The 17,802-nt window shown below is 70.1% G+C and carries 7 protein-coding genes; all 7 read left to right on the forward strand.

All coding sequences use genetic code 11. The annotated features are described in order from the left end of the window. The first annotated feature begins 107 nt into the window (after positions 1–107). The 7 genes from ACKY0X_RS07845 to ACKY0X_RS07875 are packed head-to-tail and all read left to right on the forward strand — an operon-like array spanning position 108 to position 17,774. A complete protein-coding gene (locus ACKY0X_RS07845) occupies positions 108–854 on the forward strand; it encodes a thioesterase II family protein (RefSeq protein WP_409428979.1) in 747 nt (248 codons plus the stop codon). Continuing rightward, positions 847–2,172, forward strand: a complete 1,326-nt coding sequence (locus tag ACKY0X_RS07850) for a polyketide synthase (protein ID WP_409428980.1) — start codon at positions 847–849, stop codon at positions 2,170–2,172. The genes ACKY0X_RS07845 and ACKY0X_RS07850 overlap by 8 nt, the downstream gene beginning before the upstream one ends. Next, entirely contained in the window at positions 2,166–5,162 is a 2,997-nt protein-coding gene (locus ACKY0X_RS07855; RefSeq protein WP_409428981.1) for an SDR family NAD(P)-dependent oxidoreductase, read from the forward strand. Before ACKY0X_RS07850 ends, ACKY0X_RS07855 begins: the two co-directional genes overlap by 7 nt. Next, positions 5,155–11,886 (forward strand): amino acid adenylation domain-containing protein, encoded by a 6,732-nt coding sequence (locus ACKY0X_RS07860; RefSeq protein WP_409428982.1) that lies wholly within the window; start codon positions 5,155–5,157, stop codon positions 11,884–11,886. Before ACKY0X_RS07855 ends, ACKY0X_RS07860 begins: the two co-directional genes overlap by 8 nt. Then, positions 11,883–16,286, forward strand: coding sequence for an amino acid adenylation domain-containing protein (locus tag ACKY0X_RS07865; protein WP_409428983.1), 4,404 nt, complete (start codon positions 11,883–11,885; stop codon positions 16,284–16,286). Before ACKY0X_RS07860 ends, ACKY0X_RS07865 begins: the two co-directional genes overlap by 4 nt. Beyond that, complete coding sequence (gene mbtG, locus ACKY0X_RS07870) at positions 16,283–17,563, forward strand: NADPH-dependent L-lysine N(6)-monooxygenase MbtG (protein WP_409428984.1); 1,281 nt, start codon at positions 16,283–16,285, stop codon at positions 17,561–17,563. The genes ACKY0X_RS07865 and mbtG overlap by 4 nt, the downstream gene beginning before the upstream one ends. After that, positions 17,544–17,774 (forward strand): MbtH family protein, encoded by a 231-nt coding sequence (locus tag ACKY0X_RS07875; RefSeq protein WP_409428985.1) that lies wholly within the window; start codon positions 17,544–17,546, stop codon positions 17,772–17,774. Before mbtG ends, ACKY0X_RS07875 begins: the two co-directional genes overlap by 20 nt. Positions 17,775–17,802: the final 28 nt, after the last annotated feature.

Raw genomic sequence — 17,802 nt, forward strand, 5'->3', positions numbered from 1 at the left:
AGCTGGGACCGGCTCACAGGCGCCCGGATTTCCGGCCCGCCGCCGGTAGGGGTAACCTAACGCAGGGAAATTAGGGCAGCCTTTACTAATACTTGCGAGGGGATCGGATGGCCGTCGACGACACCTCGGCCGTCGCGCAGTTCCCAACTTGGATCGGCCGCTTTCCCGGGCCCGGCGCCCCCACTCTGGTCTTCCCGCACGCCGGCGGAACCGCGGTCAACTATCGCCCGCTGGCGCTGGCCCTGGCCGCTGGTGCCGACGCCTACGTCATGCAGTATCCGCAGCGTGCCGACCGTTTCCGTGAGCCGGCCGCCGAAACCCTGCCGGAGTTGGCCCGCAGCCTGTTCGACGCCGCGCCCTGGCACCAGCTCGGACCGCTGCGCCTGTTCGGGCACAGCATGGGTTCGCTGGTCGCCTTCGAGTTCGCCCGGCGGGCCGAAGAGCGCGGCATCGAGATCCAGCGGCTTTGGGCCTCGGCTGCCCCGGCACCCGGCGTGGTGGCCGGGCTGCGCAAGGTGCCCACCGGAGATGCCGACCTGCGCGCCGAACTCACCCAGCTGGGCGGCACCGACCCGCGAATCCTGGCCGACGAGGAATTCCTCACCCTGCTGCTGACCCCGGTGCGCTCGGATTACCTGGCCTTCAACCGTTACCAGTGCGCACCCGATGTCACCATTCGCGCCGACATCACCGTGCTGGGCGGGCGCTCCGACGACCGGGTCGGCGCCGACCTGCTGGAACGCTGGGCCGACCACACCACCGGCGCCTGGTCGATGTCGCTGTACGACGGCGGGCACTTCTATCACTACGAGCACATCGAGACCTTGGCGAAGCGGATCATCGCCGATGAATGATCGGCGCGAGGACCCGGTCGTCATCACCGGCCTCGGCGTCGAGGCGCCCGGTGGGATCGACACCGCCGAGCAGTACTGGTCACTACTGGCCGACGGGCGCGAGGCGCTGAGCACCATCCCCGAAGACCGCGACTGGGCCGTGCGCGAACTCATCGAGGGATCGCACCGCGACGGCTTCAAGCCCATCTGCAATGCGGGCGGATTCCTGTCCGGCGCCGCCGAATTCGATCCCGGATTCTTCGGTATCGCGCCACGCGAGGCCGTCGCGATGGACCCGCAGCAGCGGGTGGCACTGCGGGTGGCCTGGCGCGCCCTGGAAGATGCCGGCATCAATCCCGACGAGCTCACCGGCCATGACGTCGGCGTGTATCTCGGTGCCTCGGTCACCGGCTATGGCCCGGACATGGCGCAGTTCAGCGCGCACAGCGGTCACCTGCTGCCCGGCACCGCACTGTCGGTGATCTCCGGCCGGATCGCCTACACCCTGGGCCTGGCCGGCCCGGCGATCACCGTCGACACCTCTTGCTCGTCAGCGCTGTCCGCAATGCACCTGGCAGTGCAGGCGATTCAGACCGGTGACACCGAAATGGCGCTCGCCGGCGGGGTGTGCGTGATGGGCTCGCCCGGCTTCTTCGTCGAGTTCTCCAAGCAGCACGCGCTCTCCGACGACGGCCACTGCCGGCCCTACAGTGCCGCCGCCACCGGAACGGTGTGGGCCGAAGGTGCTGGAATCTTTGTGCTGCAACGAAAATCGGCCGCGCTGCGCGACCGCCGCCACATCTACGGCGAGATCATGGCCAGCCGGCTCAACCAGGACGGTCACACCCCCGGCCTGCTCACCCCCAGCGAAGCGGCGCAGCAGCGACTGTTCCGGCACGCCCTGGCCGACGCCGGCGTGCACCCCAGCCAGGTCGGGATGATCGAAGGCCACGGCACCGGAACCCGCGTCGGTGATCCGGTAGAGCTGCGCTCGCTGATCAGCGTCTACGGCACCGACACGACGGCCGTTGCCGGACCGCGGCTCGGCTCGGTCAAATCCAACATCGGGCATACCCAGGCCGCGGCCGGGGCACTCGGGTTGACCAAAGTACTGCTGGCCGCCGAGCACCAGGCGATCCCGCCCACCCTGCATGTGCGCGACGGCTGGCACGACGGCATCGACTGGGACGGCCACGGAATCACCCTGGCCGAAACCATTACCGCCTGGCCCGCCAGTGACGGCCGCCGGATCGGCTCGGTGTCGGCGTTCGGGATGAGCGGCACCAACGCGCATCTGATCGTCGGGGTGGACGACCTTTCCGGGGCCACCCCGTGCTGAACAACCACCCGACCACCTTGCCCGACGGCCGGATCCCCGTGCTGATCTCGGCGCACGCCCGCGACCTGGTGGCTGCCGAGGCCGGCGGCCTGGCGCGTTACCTGCAGACCCACCCCGCCGGGGTCGCGGCCGTTGCCCAGACCCTGCGGGCCACCCGCCCGGTGCGCCGCTACCGCGCGGTGATCCGCGCCCGCGACGCCGCCGAGCTCATCGCCGGTCTCGACGCCGTCTACCGCGGCGTCGACCACCCGCTGGTGGCCGGGTCGCATCAACCTGAGACCGCTCGCACCGCCTTCGTGTTCCCCGGCCAGGGGAATCAATGGCCCGGCATGGGAACCGAGCTGCTCGGCGTCGCGGCATACCGCGCCGAGGCGGACCGCTGCCATGACGCCTTCCTGCGCGCCGGTCACGCCTCGCCGCTGAGCTACCTGCGCGGCACCGATGACACCGATCCGGTGGTTCAGCGAGGCTCGACGCAGGAGAGCCGAAGCTGGGACCGCCGCACAGACCCGGTCGTGGTCCAGGCCGCCCAATTCACCCACGCCGCGTCACTGGCCGCTACCTGGCGGCATTTCGGCGTGCTGCCTGACATCACCGTCGGCCACAGCCTGGGGGAGGTGGCTGCCGCCTACACCGCCGGCGTGGTCGACTTGGACGCCGCCGTGGCGGTGGTGGCCGCACGGGCGCAGCTGACCGATCTGCTGGCCGCCAACGCACCGGTCCGGTTCGGCATGGCGGTGGTCGCCCTGAACGCCGACGCCGCCGCCGACCTCATCGCCGCCACCCCTGGTTGGCTGGAGCTCTCGGTGGTCAACGGCCCCGAATCGGTGGTGGTGTCCGGCGAGTGGCCGGCCATCCAGCAGGTTCTGGAAGCTGCCGGCCGCCGTGGAGTGTTCGCCCGCGAGCTGCCGGTGCGCTACCCGGCGCACACGAGCGCCCTGGAGCCGCTGCGAGAGCAGCTGACCGGGCAGCTTCCCGACGCGCAATTCCACAGCACCCCAGTGGAATTCATCGGATCGGTGTACGGCGGCCCGATCCCGCCCGCCACGACGTTCCGGCAGTACTGGTTCGACAATCTGCGCCGGCAGGTCCGGTTCGACTTGGCCGCGGCCGCCGCGGTGGCGCGCGGCGTCACCACGTTCATCGAGATGTCGGCGCACCCGACTCTGCTGGTGGCGCTCGGCGACTCCGTCGGTGCCGCCCAGGTGCTGGGCAGTACCGACCGCGACCAGCCGGCCGGTGAGGCGCTGGCAGCCAACATCGCCGCTGCGGCGATTGCCGACCCGGGCTATCGCTGGCGAGATTTCGCCCCGCCGGATGCTCTTGCGCTGCTGCGGCATTTCCCGCACGCACCGATGCACACCAACCGGCTGTGGGCCGGCACGGAGACGTCTGTGCCGCGCCATCGGATGCCGGTGGTCATGACGGAAAGCTGGCTGCCGGTCACCGAGCCGCAGCAGCGGCCCGCGAGGGTGGCCGTCGTCGACTATGCCGGGCAATCGGCTGAGCTGACCGCGCAATTGGCGGCGGCACTGGACGCCGAAGTGGTCGGCCCCGCCGACGCCGAGCTCCTGGTTCTGGTGGCTCCGCTCGCCGACGCGGTCGACATCACCACGGCAACAACCGAGTTCGCCGGTCACGCGGCCAGCCAGAGCATTGTTCAGCCCGGACAGAACTGCCGCCGGGTATGGCTGGTCACCCGCGGCGCCGAGCAACTCGACGCCGATCCGCCACCGCGCCCCGGTGGCGCCGCGCTGGCCGCGCTGCACCGCAGCATCGGATTCGACTACCCCGATCACACGTTCGCGCACCTGGACCTACCGGTGCAGCCCACCGCAGCAGACCTGCGAGCCGCCGGCGCCGCACTCCAGTTGACCGACACCGAAGTCGCGGTGCGTGCCGGGAAGTTGGCAACCCGCCGATTCGTCGAGTCCACCACCGCCGCAACGGCGCCGACGGTCCCAGAGACCGTGGTGATCAGCGGCGGAACCGGTGCGATCGGATTGGCCTACGCGGCGTTCTGCGCCGACCACGGCGCCCGCGACATCGTCCTGCTCAGTCGCAGCGGGGCCACCGATGCGACTACACCGCAAATGGATGCGCTGCGTGCGCGAACCGGGGCGCGCATCACCGCGATCCGCTGCGACATCACCGATGACGCCGCAGTCGCGGCGGTCATTGCGCAGTATCGTCCGGTACCGGCTGGGCTGCTGGTGCATACCGCGTCAGCAGAGGCCGTGGCCGCGTCGAAGATCACCGCCGAGGCAGTGCGGGACGCGTTCGGCGCCAAAGTGATCGGACTGGACAACCTGGCACGGCACTGGCCGCTGGGCGCCGACGCACGCGTGCTGGTCTGCTCGTCGGTACTGGCGCTGTGGGGCGGCTCGGGACACGGGCTCTACGCGGCGGCCAACCGGATGGCGGACACGCTGGTGGGACAACTGCGGGCGCAGGGCCTGGGCGCCACCTCCATTCGCTGGGGGCTGTGGCGCAGCGTGGCTGTGGTCAGCGGCGAGGAGAAGGACCGGATCGCCCGAACCGGCCTCACCCCGATGGCCCCGGAAACCGCGATCACCGCCGGACTTCTTGCCGCGCCGGGCGACCCGGCGATCCTGGCCGCCGATTTCGACCGACTGGCGGTGTTCTTCGACAGCCAGGGCGTGCCCTCGCCGTTCGATGCTTCACTGACCGCCGCGACGGTAGATGGGCAGGCCGATCGTCCGATCGGTGAGGTGGTGGCCGACGAACTGGTGACGGTGCTCGGCTTGGAAGGCCCCGACGACATCGACATGCACCGGGCCTTGGTCGATCTCGGCCTGGATTCACTTCTCGCACTGGACCTGCGCAAGCGCTTGGGGCGGGCCACCGGCCTGCGGGTGGCGCTCGGTCCGCTGCTGGCCGGAATGACCGGAGCCCAGCTGACGGCGGCGCTGACCGATGACGCAGCGCCGGCCGCGGCTACGGAAAGGACTGTGTTCACCCATGACTGACACCGGCGGTTTAGCGAGGTTCGACGAAGGAGAGGCGAAGCTGGAATCGCCGCATGACACCGGCGGTTTAGCGAGGTTCGACGAAGGAGTGGCGAAGCTGGAATCGCCGCATGACACCGGCGGTTTAGCGAGGCTCGACGAAGGAGAGGCGAAGCTGGAATCGCCGCATGGCGCCGTCGACCAGGCGACCGACGCCAACAAGCTGCGGCTGGAACTGCTGCGCCGCCGACTCGCCGAACGCGGGCTGGCCGCAACATCTGCCGAGCCACAGACCGGGCCGGCCAATGGGTCTGGGCCGCTGACCATGAGCGACGGGCAACGCCGCATGTGGTTCGTGCAGGCGCTCGACCCGGACGGCGCGCTGGCCAACATCGCGGTCTCCTACCGTCTCACCGGCCCGCTGGACGGTGCCCGACTGCAGGCCGCGCTGGCCGCGGTGGCCGCGCGCCACCCGGTGTTGCGCACCGTCTATGCCGTCGACGACGCGGGCGAACCGCACCCGGCGATCGCCGAGGTCACGCCCGGGTTTGCCACACACGATCTGTCCGACCTCGCCGAACAGGCCCGCGCGTTGCGCCTGGAAGTTCTGGCCCAACGCGAATTCGGCACCCCGTTCCGGCTGGATTCCGATGCCCCGCTGCGACTCACCCTGGTTCGGGTCGCACCAGATGAACACATCCTGCTGCTGGTGGCTCACCACATCGCCTGGGACGACGACTCCTGGGCGGTCTTCTTCGACGACCTCACGGCCGCCTATGCCGACCCCGAGCAGTTCGCCACCCGCGCCCCCGTCCCGCACCCCGCCGCCGCGGCGGGCTCCGGTCACGAAGCCGAGCTGAAGTACTGGCGCACCCTGCTGGCCGACCCGCCGGACCCGCTGGAGCTGCCCGGCCCGCACGGCTCGGCGATACCGAGCACGCTGCGCGCCGGCTTGTGCACCCGCACCTTGCCGGCGGAGTTGATGTCCGACATCACCGAACTGGCACGCGGCAACGGCGCCACGCCCTACATGGTGATCGCCGCGGCGCTATCCGCCCTGATCCACCGCTACACCGCCACCGATGATTTCCTGATCGCCTCACCGGTGCTCAACCGCACCGCCGGTACCGAAGGGGCCATCGGCTACTTCGGCAACACCGTGGTGCTGCGCGCGAAAGTTGACGCCGCCGCCCCGTTCAGCGAACTGCTGGCTCAAACCCGCGACGCCGCGCTGGGGGCCTTCGGCCACCAGGGCATCAACCTCGACCGGGTGGTACGCGAACTCAACCCGGATCGCCGGCACGGGGGAGTGGAACGACTCACCCGGCTCAGCTTCGGTTTCCGCTCGACCCAGGGGGGCGGCTTCCAGCCGGACGGGATCACCTGCACCCGAGCCGAATACCGCGGCAAGGTCGCCCAGCTGCCGCTTGGAATCATGGTGGAGGCCGGAACTGACGGCGCGCTGATCGAGGCCGAATACCTGCACGACGTGCTCGACGAGGCATTGGTCGAGCAGTTGCTGCGCCACCTGGTGCAGCTGCTGTCGGCCGCCGTGGCACAACCCCAGACGACCATCGGAGAGCTGGACATGCTCGGCGATGACGATCGGGCCTGGCTGGACGCGATTTCCCGCGGACCCGACTTCGTCCCGCCGCCGGGGGCACCGGCCACCCTGGGCTCCCTGGTGGCCGACCGGGCCGCGGCCACCCCGAACGCCATCGCCGTTGTCGACGACCACGGCCGGTACAGCTACGCCGAGATCAACGCGCGCGCCAACCGAATCGCACACCACCTGATCGCCGCGGGCATCGGCACCGAAGACAAGGTCGCGGTGCTGTTCGGCCGCTCGACCGATCTCGTGGTCACCGCCCTGGGTATCGCCAAGGCCGGCGCCGCCTACGTTCCCATCGACCCCGAATACCCGCCGGATCGCATCGAATTCATCCTCGGTGACGCCCGGCCGTCGATCGTGCTGCGGGATCCGCTGACCGACGACGAGCTGGCCGGCCGGCCCGACACCGACCCGACCGACGCCGACCGGGTGCGCCCGCTGCGTTCGGAGAATCTGGCCTACCTCATCTACACCTCGGGTTCGACCGGATTGCCCAAGGGTGTCGAGGTATCCCACGCCCCGATCACCGAGTACCTGGTGTGGTTCGGCAGCGAATACGGCATCGACGACACCGACGTTCTGCTGCAGGTCGCCTCGCCGAGCTTCGACGTGTCGATCGGCGAACTGTTCGGAACCCTCGGAAACGGTGCCCGGCTGGTGATTCCGCGCCCGGACGGACTCCGCGACATCGGCTACCTGACCGACCTGCTGCAGCGCGAAGGCGTCACCGCCATGCACTTCGTGCCGTCGCTGCTAGGGCTGTTCCTGTCGTTGCCCGGCGTGAACCAGTGGCGCACCCTGCGGCGCATCCCGATCGGTGGCGAACCGCTGCCGGGCGAACTCGCGGACAAGTTCCACGCCACCTTCGACGCCCTGCTGCACAACTTCTACGGCCCCACCGAGACCGTGGTGAACTCGTCGCGACACAAGGTGGAAGGCCCCCAGGGCAACCGGATCGTGCCGATCGGCAGCCCGAACATCAACACCACCATGTGGCTGCTCGACGACGCGCTGCAGCCGGTTCCGGTCGGGGTGATCGGCGAGATCTACATCGGCGGAACCCATGTGGCCCGCGGCTACTTCGACCGTCCCGGCCTGACCGCCGAGCGATTCGTCGCCGACCCGTGGACGCCCGGCCAGCGGCTGTACCGCACCGGTGATCTGGCCCGCCGCAACGCCGCCGGCGACCTGGAATTCATCGGCCGCGCCGACGACCAGGTCAAGGTCCGCGGCTTCCGGATCGAGCTCGGCGAGGTGGCCTCGGCCATCTCGGTGGACCCCAGCGTCGGCCAGTGCGTGGTCGTGGTTTCGGACCTTCCCGGGTTGGGCCGCAGCCTGGTCGCCTACCTGACCCCCGCCGGCCCGGGCGCTGTGGAAGGCCCCGGGCGAAGCGCGACAGAAGACTCCGTCGAGATCCCGCGGATCCGGGCCCGAGTGGCCGCGGCGTTGCCGGAATACATGGCGCCGGCGGCCTACGTGGTGGTCGACGACATCCCGATCACCGCGCACGGCAAGATCGATCGGGCCGCGCTGCCCGACCCGCAGCCGATCGAGAGCACGCCCTACCGGGAGCCGCAGACCGCCACCGAACACGTGGTGGCGCAACTGTTCGCCCAACTGCTCTCCCGGGACAAGGTGGGCGCCGACGACTCGTTCTTCGACCTCGGCGGCCACTCGCTGCTGGCCACCAAACTGGTCGCGGCGATCCGCGCCCGCTGCGAGGTGGAGATCGGCATCCGGGAGATCTTCGAGGCCAGCACGGTGGCCCGACTGGCCGCCGCGATCGACCGGGCGCCGGCCGCGCAACCCGGCGAGAACGGGGCCGGGCGACCGCCGCTGGTCGCGGTACCGCGCTCCGGCGACGCCCCCGTCTCGGCGTCGCAGCTGCGAACCTGGTTCGCCTACCGACTGGACCCCAATTCCACCGGCGACCACATTCCGCTGACGGCCCGGCTCACCGGCCCCTGCGACACAGCCGCCCTGACCGCCGCGATCGGCGACATGGTGGGCCGCCACGACAGTCTGCGCACCACATTCCGCGAGATCGACGGGCTGCCCCATCAGGTCATCAACGCGCCCGCCGCGGTGCCAGTGACCGAACTGCACTGTCCCGAAACCGATCCGGCAGCCGTCGCGGCGTGGACCCGGGCCCGACTCGACGAGCAGCGCGCTCTCGCGTTCGACCTGGAACGGGATTGGCCGATCCGGGCGGCGCTGCTGCACCTGCCCGGCGACGAACGGGTGCTGTCGTTGGTGGTGCACCATATCGCCGCCGACCATTGGTCGGTCGAGGTGCTCTTCACCGACCTGCTGATCGCCTACCGCTCCCGCGCCGCCGGCTCCGCGCCGGGATGGGAGCCGCCGGCATTGCAGTACGCGGACTTCGCGCACTGGCAGGGCGAACTGCTGCGTGACGAGTCCGGTCTGATCGAGGCGCAACGCCGGTACTGGATCGAGCAACTGGCCGGCCTGGCCGACGACACCGGGCCGCGGCCGGACTTTCCCCGGCCCGCCACCGCCAATGGCTCCGGCGACTCGGTCGCGTTCACCGTCCCCCCGCAGGTACGAGCGGGGCTGGCGGCACTGGCCCGCGAGACCGGCGCCACCGAGTTCATGGTGGTGCAGTCCGCGGTCGCGGTGCTGCTGCATCTGGCCGGCAGCGGCGACGACATCCCGCTCGGGGTACCGATCGCCGGACGCACCGACAACGCTCTGGACAACCTGGTCGGGTTCTTCGTCAACATCGTGGTGCTGCGAAACCGGTTGTCCGGCAACCCCACACTGCGCGAGGTTGTAGCGCGGGCGAGGGAAGCCGCACTGGGCGCCTACGCGCATGCCGACCTGCCGTTCGACCGGCTGGTGGAGGCGCTCAACCCGGTCCGCACGCTGTCGCGTAACCCGCTGTTCCAGGTGGTGGTCCACGTCCGCGAGGCCGCCGACGTCACCCACGTCATCGACAGTGGGCCCGACGGCGACCTGGTCTTCCGCACCGTGATGCCCACCTTCGACATCGCTCACGCCGACCTGTCGGTGAATCTGTTCACCACCAAGGAGTCCGACGGGGACGGCTACGACGGACATCTGATCTACCGCACCGACCTCTACGAGCGCGCCACCGTACAGCGGCTCGCCGACTGGCTGGGCCGGGTGCTGGCGACCATGGCCGGCGATCCGGGACGGGCGCTGCGCGACATCAGCCTGGTCGACGAGCAGCAACGCGAGCGCATCGTGGGGCGGTGGAGCCGCGGTGCCGAGATTCCCGCGGGCGATCCGCAAACCATCGCCGACGTGCTGGCGCCCAGCCGCAGCTTCGACGGCGTCGCCGTGCGATGCGCCGGAGCCGAGCTCACCTACCCGCAGTTGCATTCCCGCTCCGACCGGCTTGCCGAGCTGTTGATCGCCGCCGGCGTGGAACCCGGAACGCTGGTGGGTCTGTCGGTGCGCCGCGACCTGGATCTGCCGGTGGCGCTGGTCGGCATCATGAAGGCCGGCGCCGGCTATTTCCCGCTGGACCCGAGCTATCCGAGCCAGCGACTCGAGTTCATGATCGACGACGTCGCGCCCAAGGTGGTCCTGGTCAGCGACGGCACCCGGGATGCGATTCCGGCCAGCGACGGTGTCACGCTGCTGTGCCTGGATGACGCCGACGTGCAGGCGGAACTGGCCAAAGGCACTGTCGGGCTGGGCCTTCCGGTGCCGCACCCCGATGACCCGATGTATCTGGTGTTCACCTCCGGATCCACCGGCATGCCCAAGGGCGTGCTCGGCACCCACCGGTCGATGAGCGCACGCCTGAACTGGCAGATCGCCCACTACCCGGTCACCGGCGAGGACATCCGGCTCGCCCAGTCGTCGATGACGTTCCTGGAAGGCGGCATGGAGATGCTGGCCGGCCTGGCCGCCGGGGCGACGCTGATTCTGGCCGACGACAACGAGTTCCGTAACCCCGAAGCACTGGCCCGGCTGATCACCGACGAGCGGGTGGCTCAAGTGACCGCGGTGGCGAGCCTGATCTCGGTGCTGGTCGACTCTGCACCCGAGGCCGTGCGCGGTCTGCGCCGCCTGGTCTGCAGCGGCGAGCCCGTCTCGGCGGACCTGCTGGCCCGGCTGGGCGGGGCGCTCGATCCGGATGCGCAACTGCTCAACAACTTCGGTGCCACCGAAACCTCGGGTGCAGTGGTGCGCGGGGAACTGGAGCCGCCCACACCGAAACTGGGCCGGCCCACACCCGGATCGCAGGCCTACCTGCTCGACGACGCGTTGCAGCCGGTGCCGCCCGGGGTGGTCGGCGAGGTCTATTACGCGGGCCCGCAGATCGTCCGCGGCTACTGGAAGCGGCCGGGACTGACCTCGACCCGCTTCGTCGCCAACCCCTTCTCCAAGACGCCCGGCGACCGGCTCTACCGCAGCGGCGACCGGGCGCGCTGGACCGTCGACGGGGTGTTGGAGTTTGTTGGCCGCACCGACCACCAAGTCAAGGTGCGTGGCTTCCGGGTGGAGCTGGCCGAGGTGGAGGCCGCGTTGCGTAGCGCACCGGGAGTGGCGATGGCCGCTGCTCGCACCTGGGAGCAGCGCGGTGTCACCACGCTGGCCGGCTACTTGGTGCCTGCGGCCCCGGTCTCCGACGCGGCGGAGTTCATCGCTTCGGTGCGTGCGGCCGTGGCCGCAACGCTGCCCGGCTACATGGTCCCGTCGTCGCTGACGGTGCTCGACGCCATGCCGTTGACGGACTCCGGGAAACTGAACCGGCCCGCCCTGCCGCAGCCGGCGGTGGCCACCCGCGGGGAATCGGACCCACCGGTCACCGCCACCGAACAGACCCTGGTCGGAATCTGCGCCGAATTGTTGGGTGTTGCGGCAATCGGGCGCAGCGACGGCTTCTTCGAACTCGGTGGCGACAGCATCCTGTCGGTGCAGCTGGCCGCGCGGGCGCGCGCGGCGGGGCTGGACGTCGACCCGCGGATGATCTTCGAGCACCCCACGTTCGCCGAACTGGCCGCCGCCGTCGACGCTGTGGCTGCGGCCGGTGGCACCCCGGAAGCCGCCGACACGGCGTTTGAACCGATGAGCGTCTCGGGGTTGAGCAGCGACGCACTGGCCGATCTGACCGCCGCATGGGGTGATTCGCCGTGACCGAGACCTCCCAACGGGTTACCCCGGCGATCGAGGACGTGCTGGCGCTCTCGCCACTGCAGCAGGGATTGTTCTCGCTGGCCAAACTCGCCACCGATGACGGTGGCGGGCGCGACGGCATCGATGTTTATACCGTGCAGTTCGTCATCGATATCGTCGGCGCCGTCGACCCGGGGCTGTTGCGCCGCAGTGCCGAGGCGATGCTGGCTCGGCATGCGAATCTGCGGGCGTCGTTCTGGGACGTCGACCTGCCGCACCCGGTGCAGATCATCCCGGCGACAACGGTACTTCCGTGGCGAGAGATCGAAGCTGCACCAAGCGAATTCGATGAGATCGCGCGCATCGAACGCACCACGAACTTCGACTTGGCCCGCGGACCGTTGTTGCGCTTCGTGCTGGCCCAGTCCGCCCCCGAGCAGTACCGACTGATCCTCACCGTGCACCACCTACTAATCGATGGGTGGTCGATGGCGGTGTTCTTCGACGAAATGGTGGCGATCTACCGCGCCGGCGGCGTCGACCCGCTGCCCGCGCCGCGCCCCTACCGCGACTACATCGGCTGGCTGACAAGCCAAGACACTGCCGCCGCGACCCAGCGGTGGCGCGAATACCTGGCCCCGCTGAGCGCCCCGACCATGCTGGCCGGCGGAGAGCGCGCCGCGGTGGGCAGCGCCGTCCCGCAGACCCACGAGGTCGTACTGGACAGCGACGCCACCGCGCGCCTGACCGAATGGGCCCGCCGGCACGGCCTGACGCTGAACACCGTGCTGCAGTTCGCCTGGGCGGTGCTGCTCGGCCGCCTCACCGACCGCACCGATATGGCGTTCGGCGCGGTGGTGTCGGGCCGCCCCCAACAGCTCACCGGCGTCGAAACCATGGTCGGCCTGTTCATCAACACCGTCCCGGTGGCCGCGTCGACACCGCCGCGCGCCGAGGTGGTCGCCACCTGTCAAGCGCTGCAACGCGATACCGCTGCCATGCGCGACCTGGGATACCTGAGTCTGTCGACGGTGCAGCGGGCCAGCGGCAAGGCGGTGTTCGACACCCTGCTGGTGTTCGAGAACGCTCCCATCGGCTCGGCGACAGCCGGGGTCACCACTGAGGACGGGGTCCGCTTCATCCCGGTGACGGTGGAAAGCCTCACGCACTATCCGCTGACGCTGGTCAGCTACCCGCCCCGCGACGGCCGGCTTACCGTGCTGCTCGAGGCGATCCCAGATGCGCTGGGGGAGTTGTCGGTTCCGGATCTGGGGCAGCGGCTGCTGCAGCTGCTGCGCCAGCTCCCCGACCCGGCGCGGCCCCGTGTCGCCGATCTGGATGTGCTGCTGCCCCTGGAGCGGGCGCGCATCACCGATCCGGTGGACCGCCGCGCAAACCCGACTACCTCGGTGCCCGCGCTGTTCGCCGCGGCCGCCGCGGCACACCCGGACAGTCCGGCGCTCACCGGCGAGGACCGGAGCCTGACCTACGCCGAACTGGCGGCCGAATCCGCCGCGCTGGCGCGGGCGTTGGCCGGGCGGGGGATCGGTCCCGAGGATCGGGTCGCGATTGCGCTGCCACGCTCGCTGGATTCGGTCATCGCAATCCTGGCGGTGCTGCAGGCCGGGGCAGCATATGTTCCCGTCGACATCAGCCTGCCGGAGGTGCGCATCGAATCGATTCTGCGCCAAGCCGGCCCGAAGATGACATTGACCGTCGGACTGCTCGACGAATTGCGTGCCGAAGATGCGGTGCAGATCCCGACTCCGGCCGCGATCCACCCCGACTCGGCCGCCTACGTGATCTTCACCTCCGGATCCACCGGAGAACCCAAGGGCGTCGTCGGCACCCACCGCGCGCTGGCGTCGTACTTTGCCGACCACCAGCAACGCATGTACGCGCCCGCCGTGGCGCGTCTGGGCCGGGCCCTGCGCGTCGCGCACGCCTGGTCACTGAGTTTCGATGCGAGCTGGCAGCCGCTGGTCGGCCTGCTGGGTGGGCAGTGCGTGCACCTGTTCTCCGCCGACGAGATGCGTGACGCCGAGGCGATCATCGACGGCATCCGCCGGCACCGACTGGACATGATCGACACCTCACCGTCGATGTTCACCCAACTGTTCGACGCCGGCCTGCTTGATGCCGACTCCGACCACCGCCTGACTGTGCTGGCGCTCGGCGGCGAGGCGATCGCCCCGCACACCTGGGCGCGACTGCGTGCGGCGCCCTCGACGGCAGTCCACAACTGCTACGGCCCCACCGAGACCACGGTGGAAGCCGTCGTCGCCGACGTCGCAGCTACCGATGTCCCGGTGATCGGAGAAGCGGTGCGCGGCATGACCGCTCATGTGTTGGACTCGGCGCTGCGCGAAGTGCCCGACGGAGTGGCTGGCGAGCTGTACCTGGCTGGAGCGCAGGTCACCCGCGGCTATCTGGGCCGCGTCGGGGCGACCGCGGCCCGCTACATCGCCGACCCGTTCCGCATCGGCGGCCGGATGTATCGCACCGGGGACCTGGTCCGGCGCCGGATCGATGGCCGCCTGGTCTACCTCGGCCGTGCCGACGACCAGGTCAAGGTGCGCGGCTACCGGGTCGAGATCGCCGAAGTCGAGGCGGCGCTGGCCGCCGCGACCGGGGTGACCGCCGCGGCGGTTCTGCCGGTACAGGGGCCGACCGGAACCCAACTGGCCGGTTTCGTCACCGGTGCGCACGTGGACACCACCCGGGTACGCGCCCAGATCGGCGCCCGGCTGCCGTCCTACCTGATACCTGCCCGGATCACCGCGGTGGAATCGATGCCGTTGACCTCCAACGGAAAACTGGACACCGAGGTGTTGCTGGAGCTGGCCGGTCCCTTGATCGGCGGTGGGGTAGAGGCGGCCACCGACACCGAACGGGTCCTGGTGGAACTGCTCGCCGAGGTTTTCGCCGGCCCGGAGGGCGCCGACGCGGCGGCAGGCGCAGCTCCGGGGGTCGAGACCGATCTGCGCGAGCTGGGTTTGGACAGCATCGTCGCGCTGTCGATGGTGCGGGCGGCCCGTCGGCGCGGTCTGCCGTTGCGTCCGCGGACCATCTTGAGCTGCAACACGATTCGGGACATAGCTGCCGCCTTGGACCGCGAAGTGGCCGAAGCCGACGAAGCGGCGCAGCGCGACGGATCGCAGGCGGTCGACGGGCCGATTCCGCTGCTGCCGGCCGGCCGCTGGCTCTATCAATACGGCGATCCGCGCCGGTTGGGGCAGGTCGAAGCGATTCGGCTGCCCGACGACACCCAGCCGGAGCAGCTGCGGGCGGCCCTGGCCGCGATCGTCGCCGCGCATCCGTTATTGCGTGCCCGACTCGACCCGGCCGAGCTGACGCTGTACCCGACCGAGCCCGTCGACGTCCTCACCGAGGTCACGGTCGAGGCGGCCGACCTTTCGGTGGTCACCGAGCACGGCACCCGACTGTTGGAGAGCCTGGATCCGGCGAACGGAGTCATGCTGCGCGCGGTGTGGCTGCGCACGCCCGACGCGGCGGGAGTGCTGATGCTGTGCGGGCACGTGCTGGCACTGGACCCGGTGTCGTGGCAGGTGATTCTGGGCGAGCTGCACGCCGCGCTGGCCCGGGCGGATCCGCTGCCGGAGCGCAGCGGCTACCGGCGCTGGGCGGCCGCACTGCACAAGCGTGCGCAGACCCTGGACACGGTGGACTTCTGGGCCGACCAGCTGGCCGGCGCCGACCCGGATCTGGGCGCTCGGCGGGTCGACCCAACGCGTGATCGCGCCGGTGATCTCACCGTGGCGGTGACCGTCACCGATCCGGCGCTCACCGCCGCGCTGTCGGCCCTGCCGGTTCCGATGCATGACCTGCTGGTCGCGGCGACCGCGCGGATGGTCTCCGCCTGGCGGGTCCGCCGCGGGCAGGCCGGTGCGACACCGCTACTGGCCTTGGAGACCCACGGGCGTGCCGAGGAGATCGTGACCGGCGTCGACACCGCCGACATCGCCGGCCTGCTGTCCGCCATTTATCCGCTGCGGGTGGCTCAGGCCGACCCGGCCGGGGTGGCGCGCGCACTGGCCGACATCCCGGGCGGCGGAATCGACTACGGGCTACTGGCCTACCTGCGCGCCGACACCGCCGAGCGGCTGGCGGCTCGGCCCGGGCCGCAGGTGCTGCTGAACTACCTGGGCCGGGTCGACCGGGCCGGGGGCGGACCGGCCGTGGCCCCCGACCTGATCGCCGGGCTGCCGTCGGTGCCCGAACCCGGTCAGGCGGTACGCCACGAGCTGAGCATCTTCGCCGCGGTGGCCGACCTCGGGGCGGGACAGGCGCTGATGACCCAGTGGCGCACCCTGCCCGATATCCTCGGCGACGCCGAGATCACGGCACTGCAAGAGCTGTTCACCGACAGCCTGGGCGACCTGGTGGAGGAACTGCAATGAGCACACTTGCGGTGGTGGGCGCCGGAGCCAAGGCGGTCGCGGTGGCCGCGAAGGCCGCCGCGCTGCGCGAAATGGGCGTCGCCGCACCGGATGTGGTTGCCGTCGAACGTACCGAAGTCGCCGCCAACTGGCGTGCCGCCGGCGGCTGGACCGATGGTGCACACCGGCTGGGCACCAGCCCGGAGAAGGACGTCGGCTTCCCGTACCGCTCGGCACTGGTGGCAGGCCGCAACGCCGAACTCGACGAGCGCATGACCCGCTATGGCTGGCAGTCCTATCTGATCGCCACTGGCCAGTTCGCCGAATGGGTCGACCGCGGCCGGCCGGCCCCGACCCATCTGCGGTGGAGCCAGTACCTGCGCTGGGTGGCCGAGGCGGTGCAGCTCAACGTGATTCCCGGCGAGGTGGAGCGGCTGGGCGTGGACGGCGCCGGTTGGGTGCTGCACACCCGAGAAACCAAAGTCGCCGCAGATGCGGTGATGATCACCGGTCCGGGGCAGGCCGAAAAGTCGATCCTGCCCGGCAACCCGCTAGTGCTCTCCATCGCACAGTTCTGGCACCGGGCTGCGGCCGACCGGATCAGCGCCGAGCGTGTCGCCGTCATCGGAGGCGGCGAGACCGCGGCGTCCATGCTCAATGAGCTTTTCCGGCACCGGGTTTCAACGATCACCGTGATCTCTCCACAGGTGACTCTGTTCACCCGAGGGGAGGGATTCTTCGAGAACGCCCTGTTCTCCGATCCCACCGACTGGACCGCGCTGACCTTGGCCGAGCGGCGAGATGCGTTGGCCCGCACCGACCGCGGCGTGTTCTCGGCCCGGGTGCAGGACGCGCTGCTGGCCGACGACCGGATCCGTCACCTGCGGGGCCGGGTCGCGCACGCGGTGGCCCGCGATGGCCGAATCCGACTGACGCTGAGCACCAACCGCGGCGGTGAGAACTTCGAGACCGTGCACGGTTTCGATCTGGTGATCGACGGCTCCGGCGCCGACCCGCTGTGGTTCGTGTCGCTGTTCGGCCAGGACACCTTGGACCTGCTCGAGCTGGGCTTGGGTGGACCGCTGTCCGGCGACCGCCTGGCCGAGGCGATCGGGCACGATCTGGCCGTCGCCGACGTCACCCCGAAGCTCTTCCTGCCCAACCTGGCCGGGCTCACCCAGGGGCCGGGTTTTCCCAACCTGAGCTGCTTGGGACTGCTGTCCGACCGGGTGCTGGGCGCCCACCTTTCTGCTGCGCCACCGATACCGAGGAGATCCGATGAGCACCAATCCCTTTGACGACGAAAGCGGCAGCTTCTTCGTGCTGGTCAACGACGAGGAGCAGTACAGCCTGTGGCCGACGTTCGCCAATGTTCCCGCCGGGTGGCGAGTGGTCTACGGGGGTGAACAGGGTGCCGACCGTGCGGCCTGTTTGGAGTACGTCGAGCAGCACTGGAACGACCTGCGGCCCAAGAGTCTTCGTGATGCCATGGCGGCCGAACGGGGGTAGCCTGACTCCGGTATCCGTCGTTGCAAAG

Origin of the sequence: Mycobacterium sp. SMC-11, assembly GCF_046250095.1 — a bacterium.
Lineage (GTDB): Bacteria > Actinomycetota > Actinomycetes > Mycobacteriales > Mycobacteriaceae > Mycobacterium > Mycobacterium heraklionense_A.

Excerpts from the sequence above, each read along its gene's own strand:
- ACKY0X_RS07845 (WP_409428979.1), top strand. The coding sequence starts at position 108 with ATGGCCGTCGACGACACCTCGGCCGTCGCGCAGTTCCCAACTTGGATC.
- ACKY0X_RS07850 (WP_409428980.1), top strand. The coding sequence starts at position 847 with ATGAATGATCGGCGCGAGGACCCGGTCGTCATCACCGGCCTCGGCGTC.
- ACKY0X_RS07860 (WP_409428982.1), top strand. The coding sequence starts at position 5,155 with ATGACTGACACCGGCGGTTTAGCGAGGTTCGACGAAGGAGAGGCGAAG.
- mbtG (WP_409428984.1), top strand. The coding sequence starts at position 16,283 with ATGAGCACACTTGCGGTGGTGGGCGCCGGAGCCAAGGCGGTCGCGGTG.
- ACKY0X_RS07875 (WP_409428985.1), top strand. The coding sequence starts at position 17,544 with ATGAGCACCAATCCCTTTGACGACGAAAGCGGCAGCTTCTTCGTGCTG.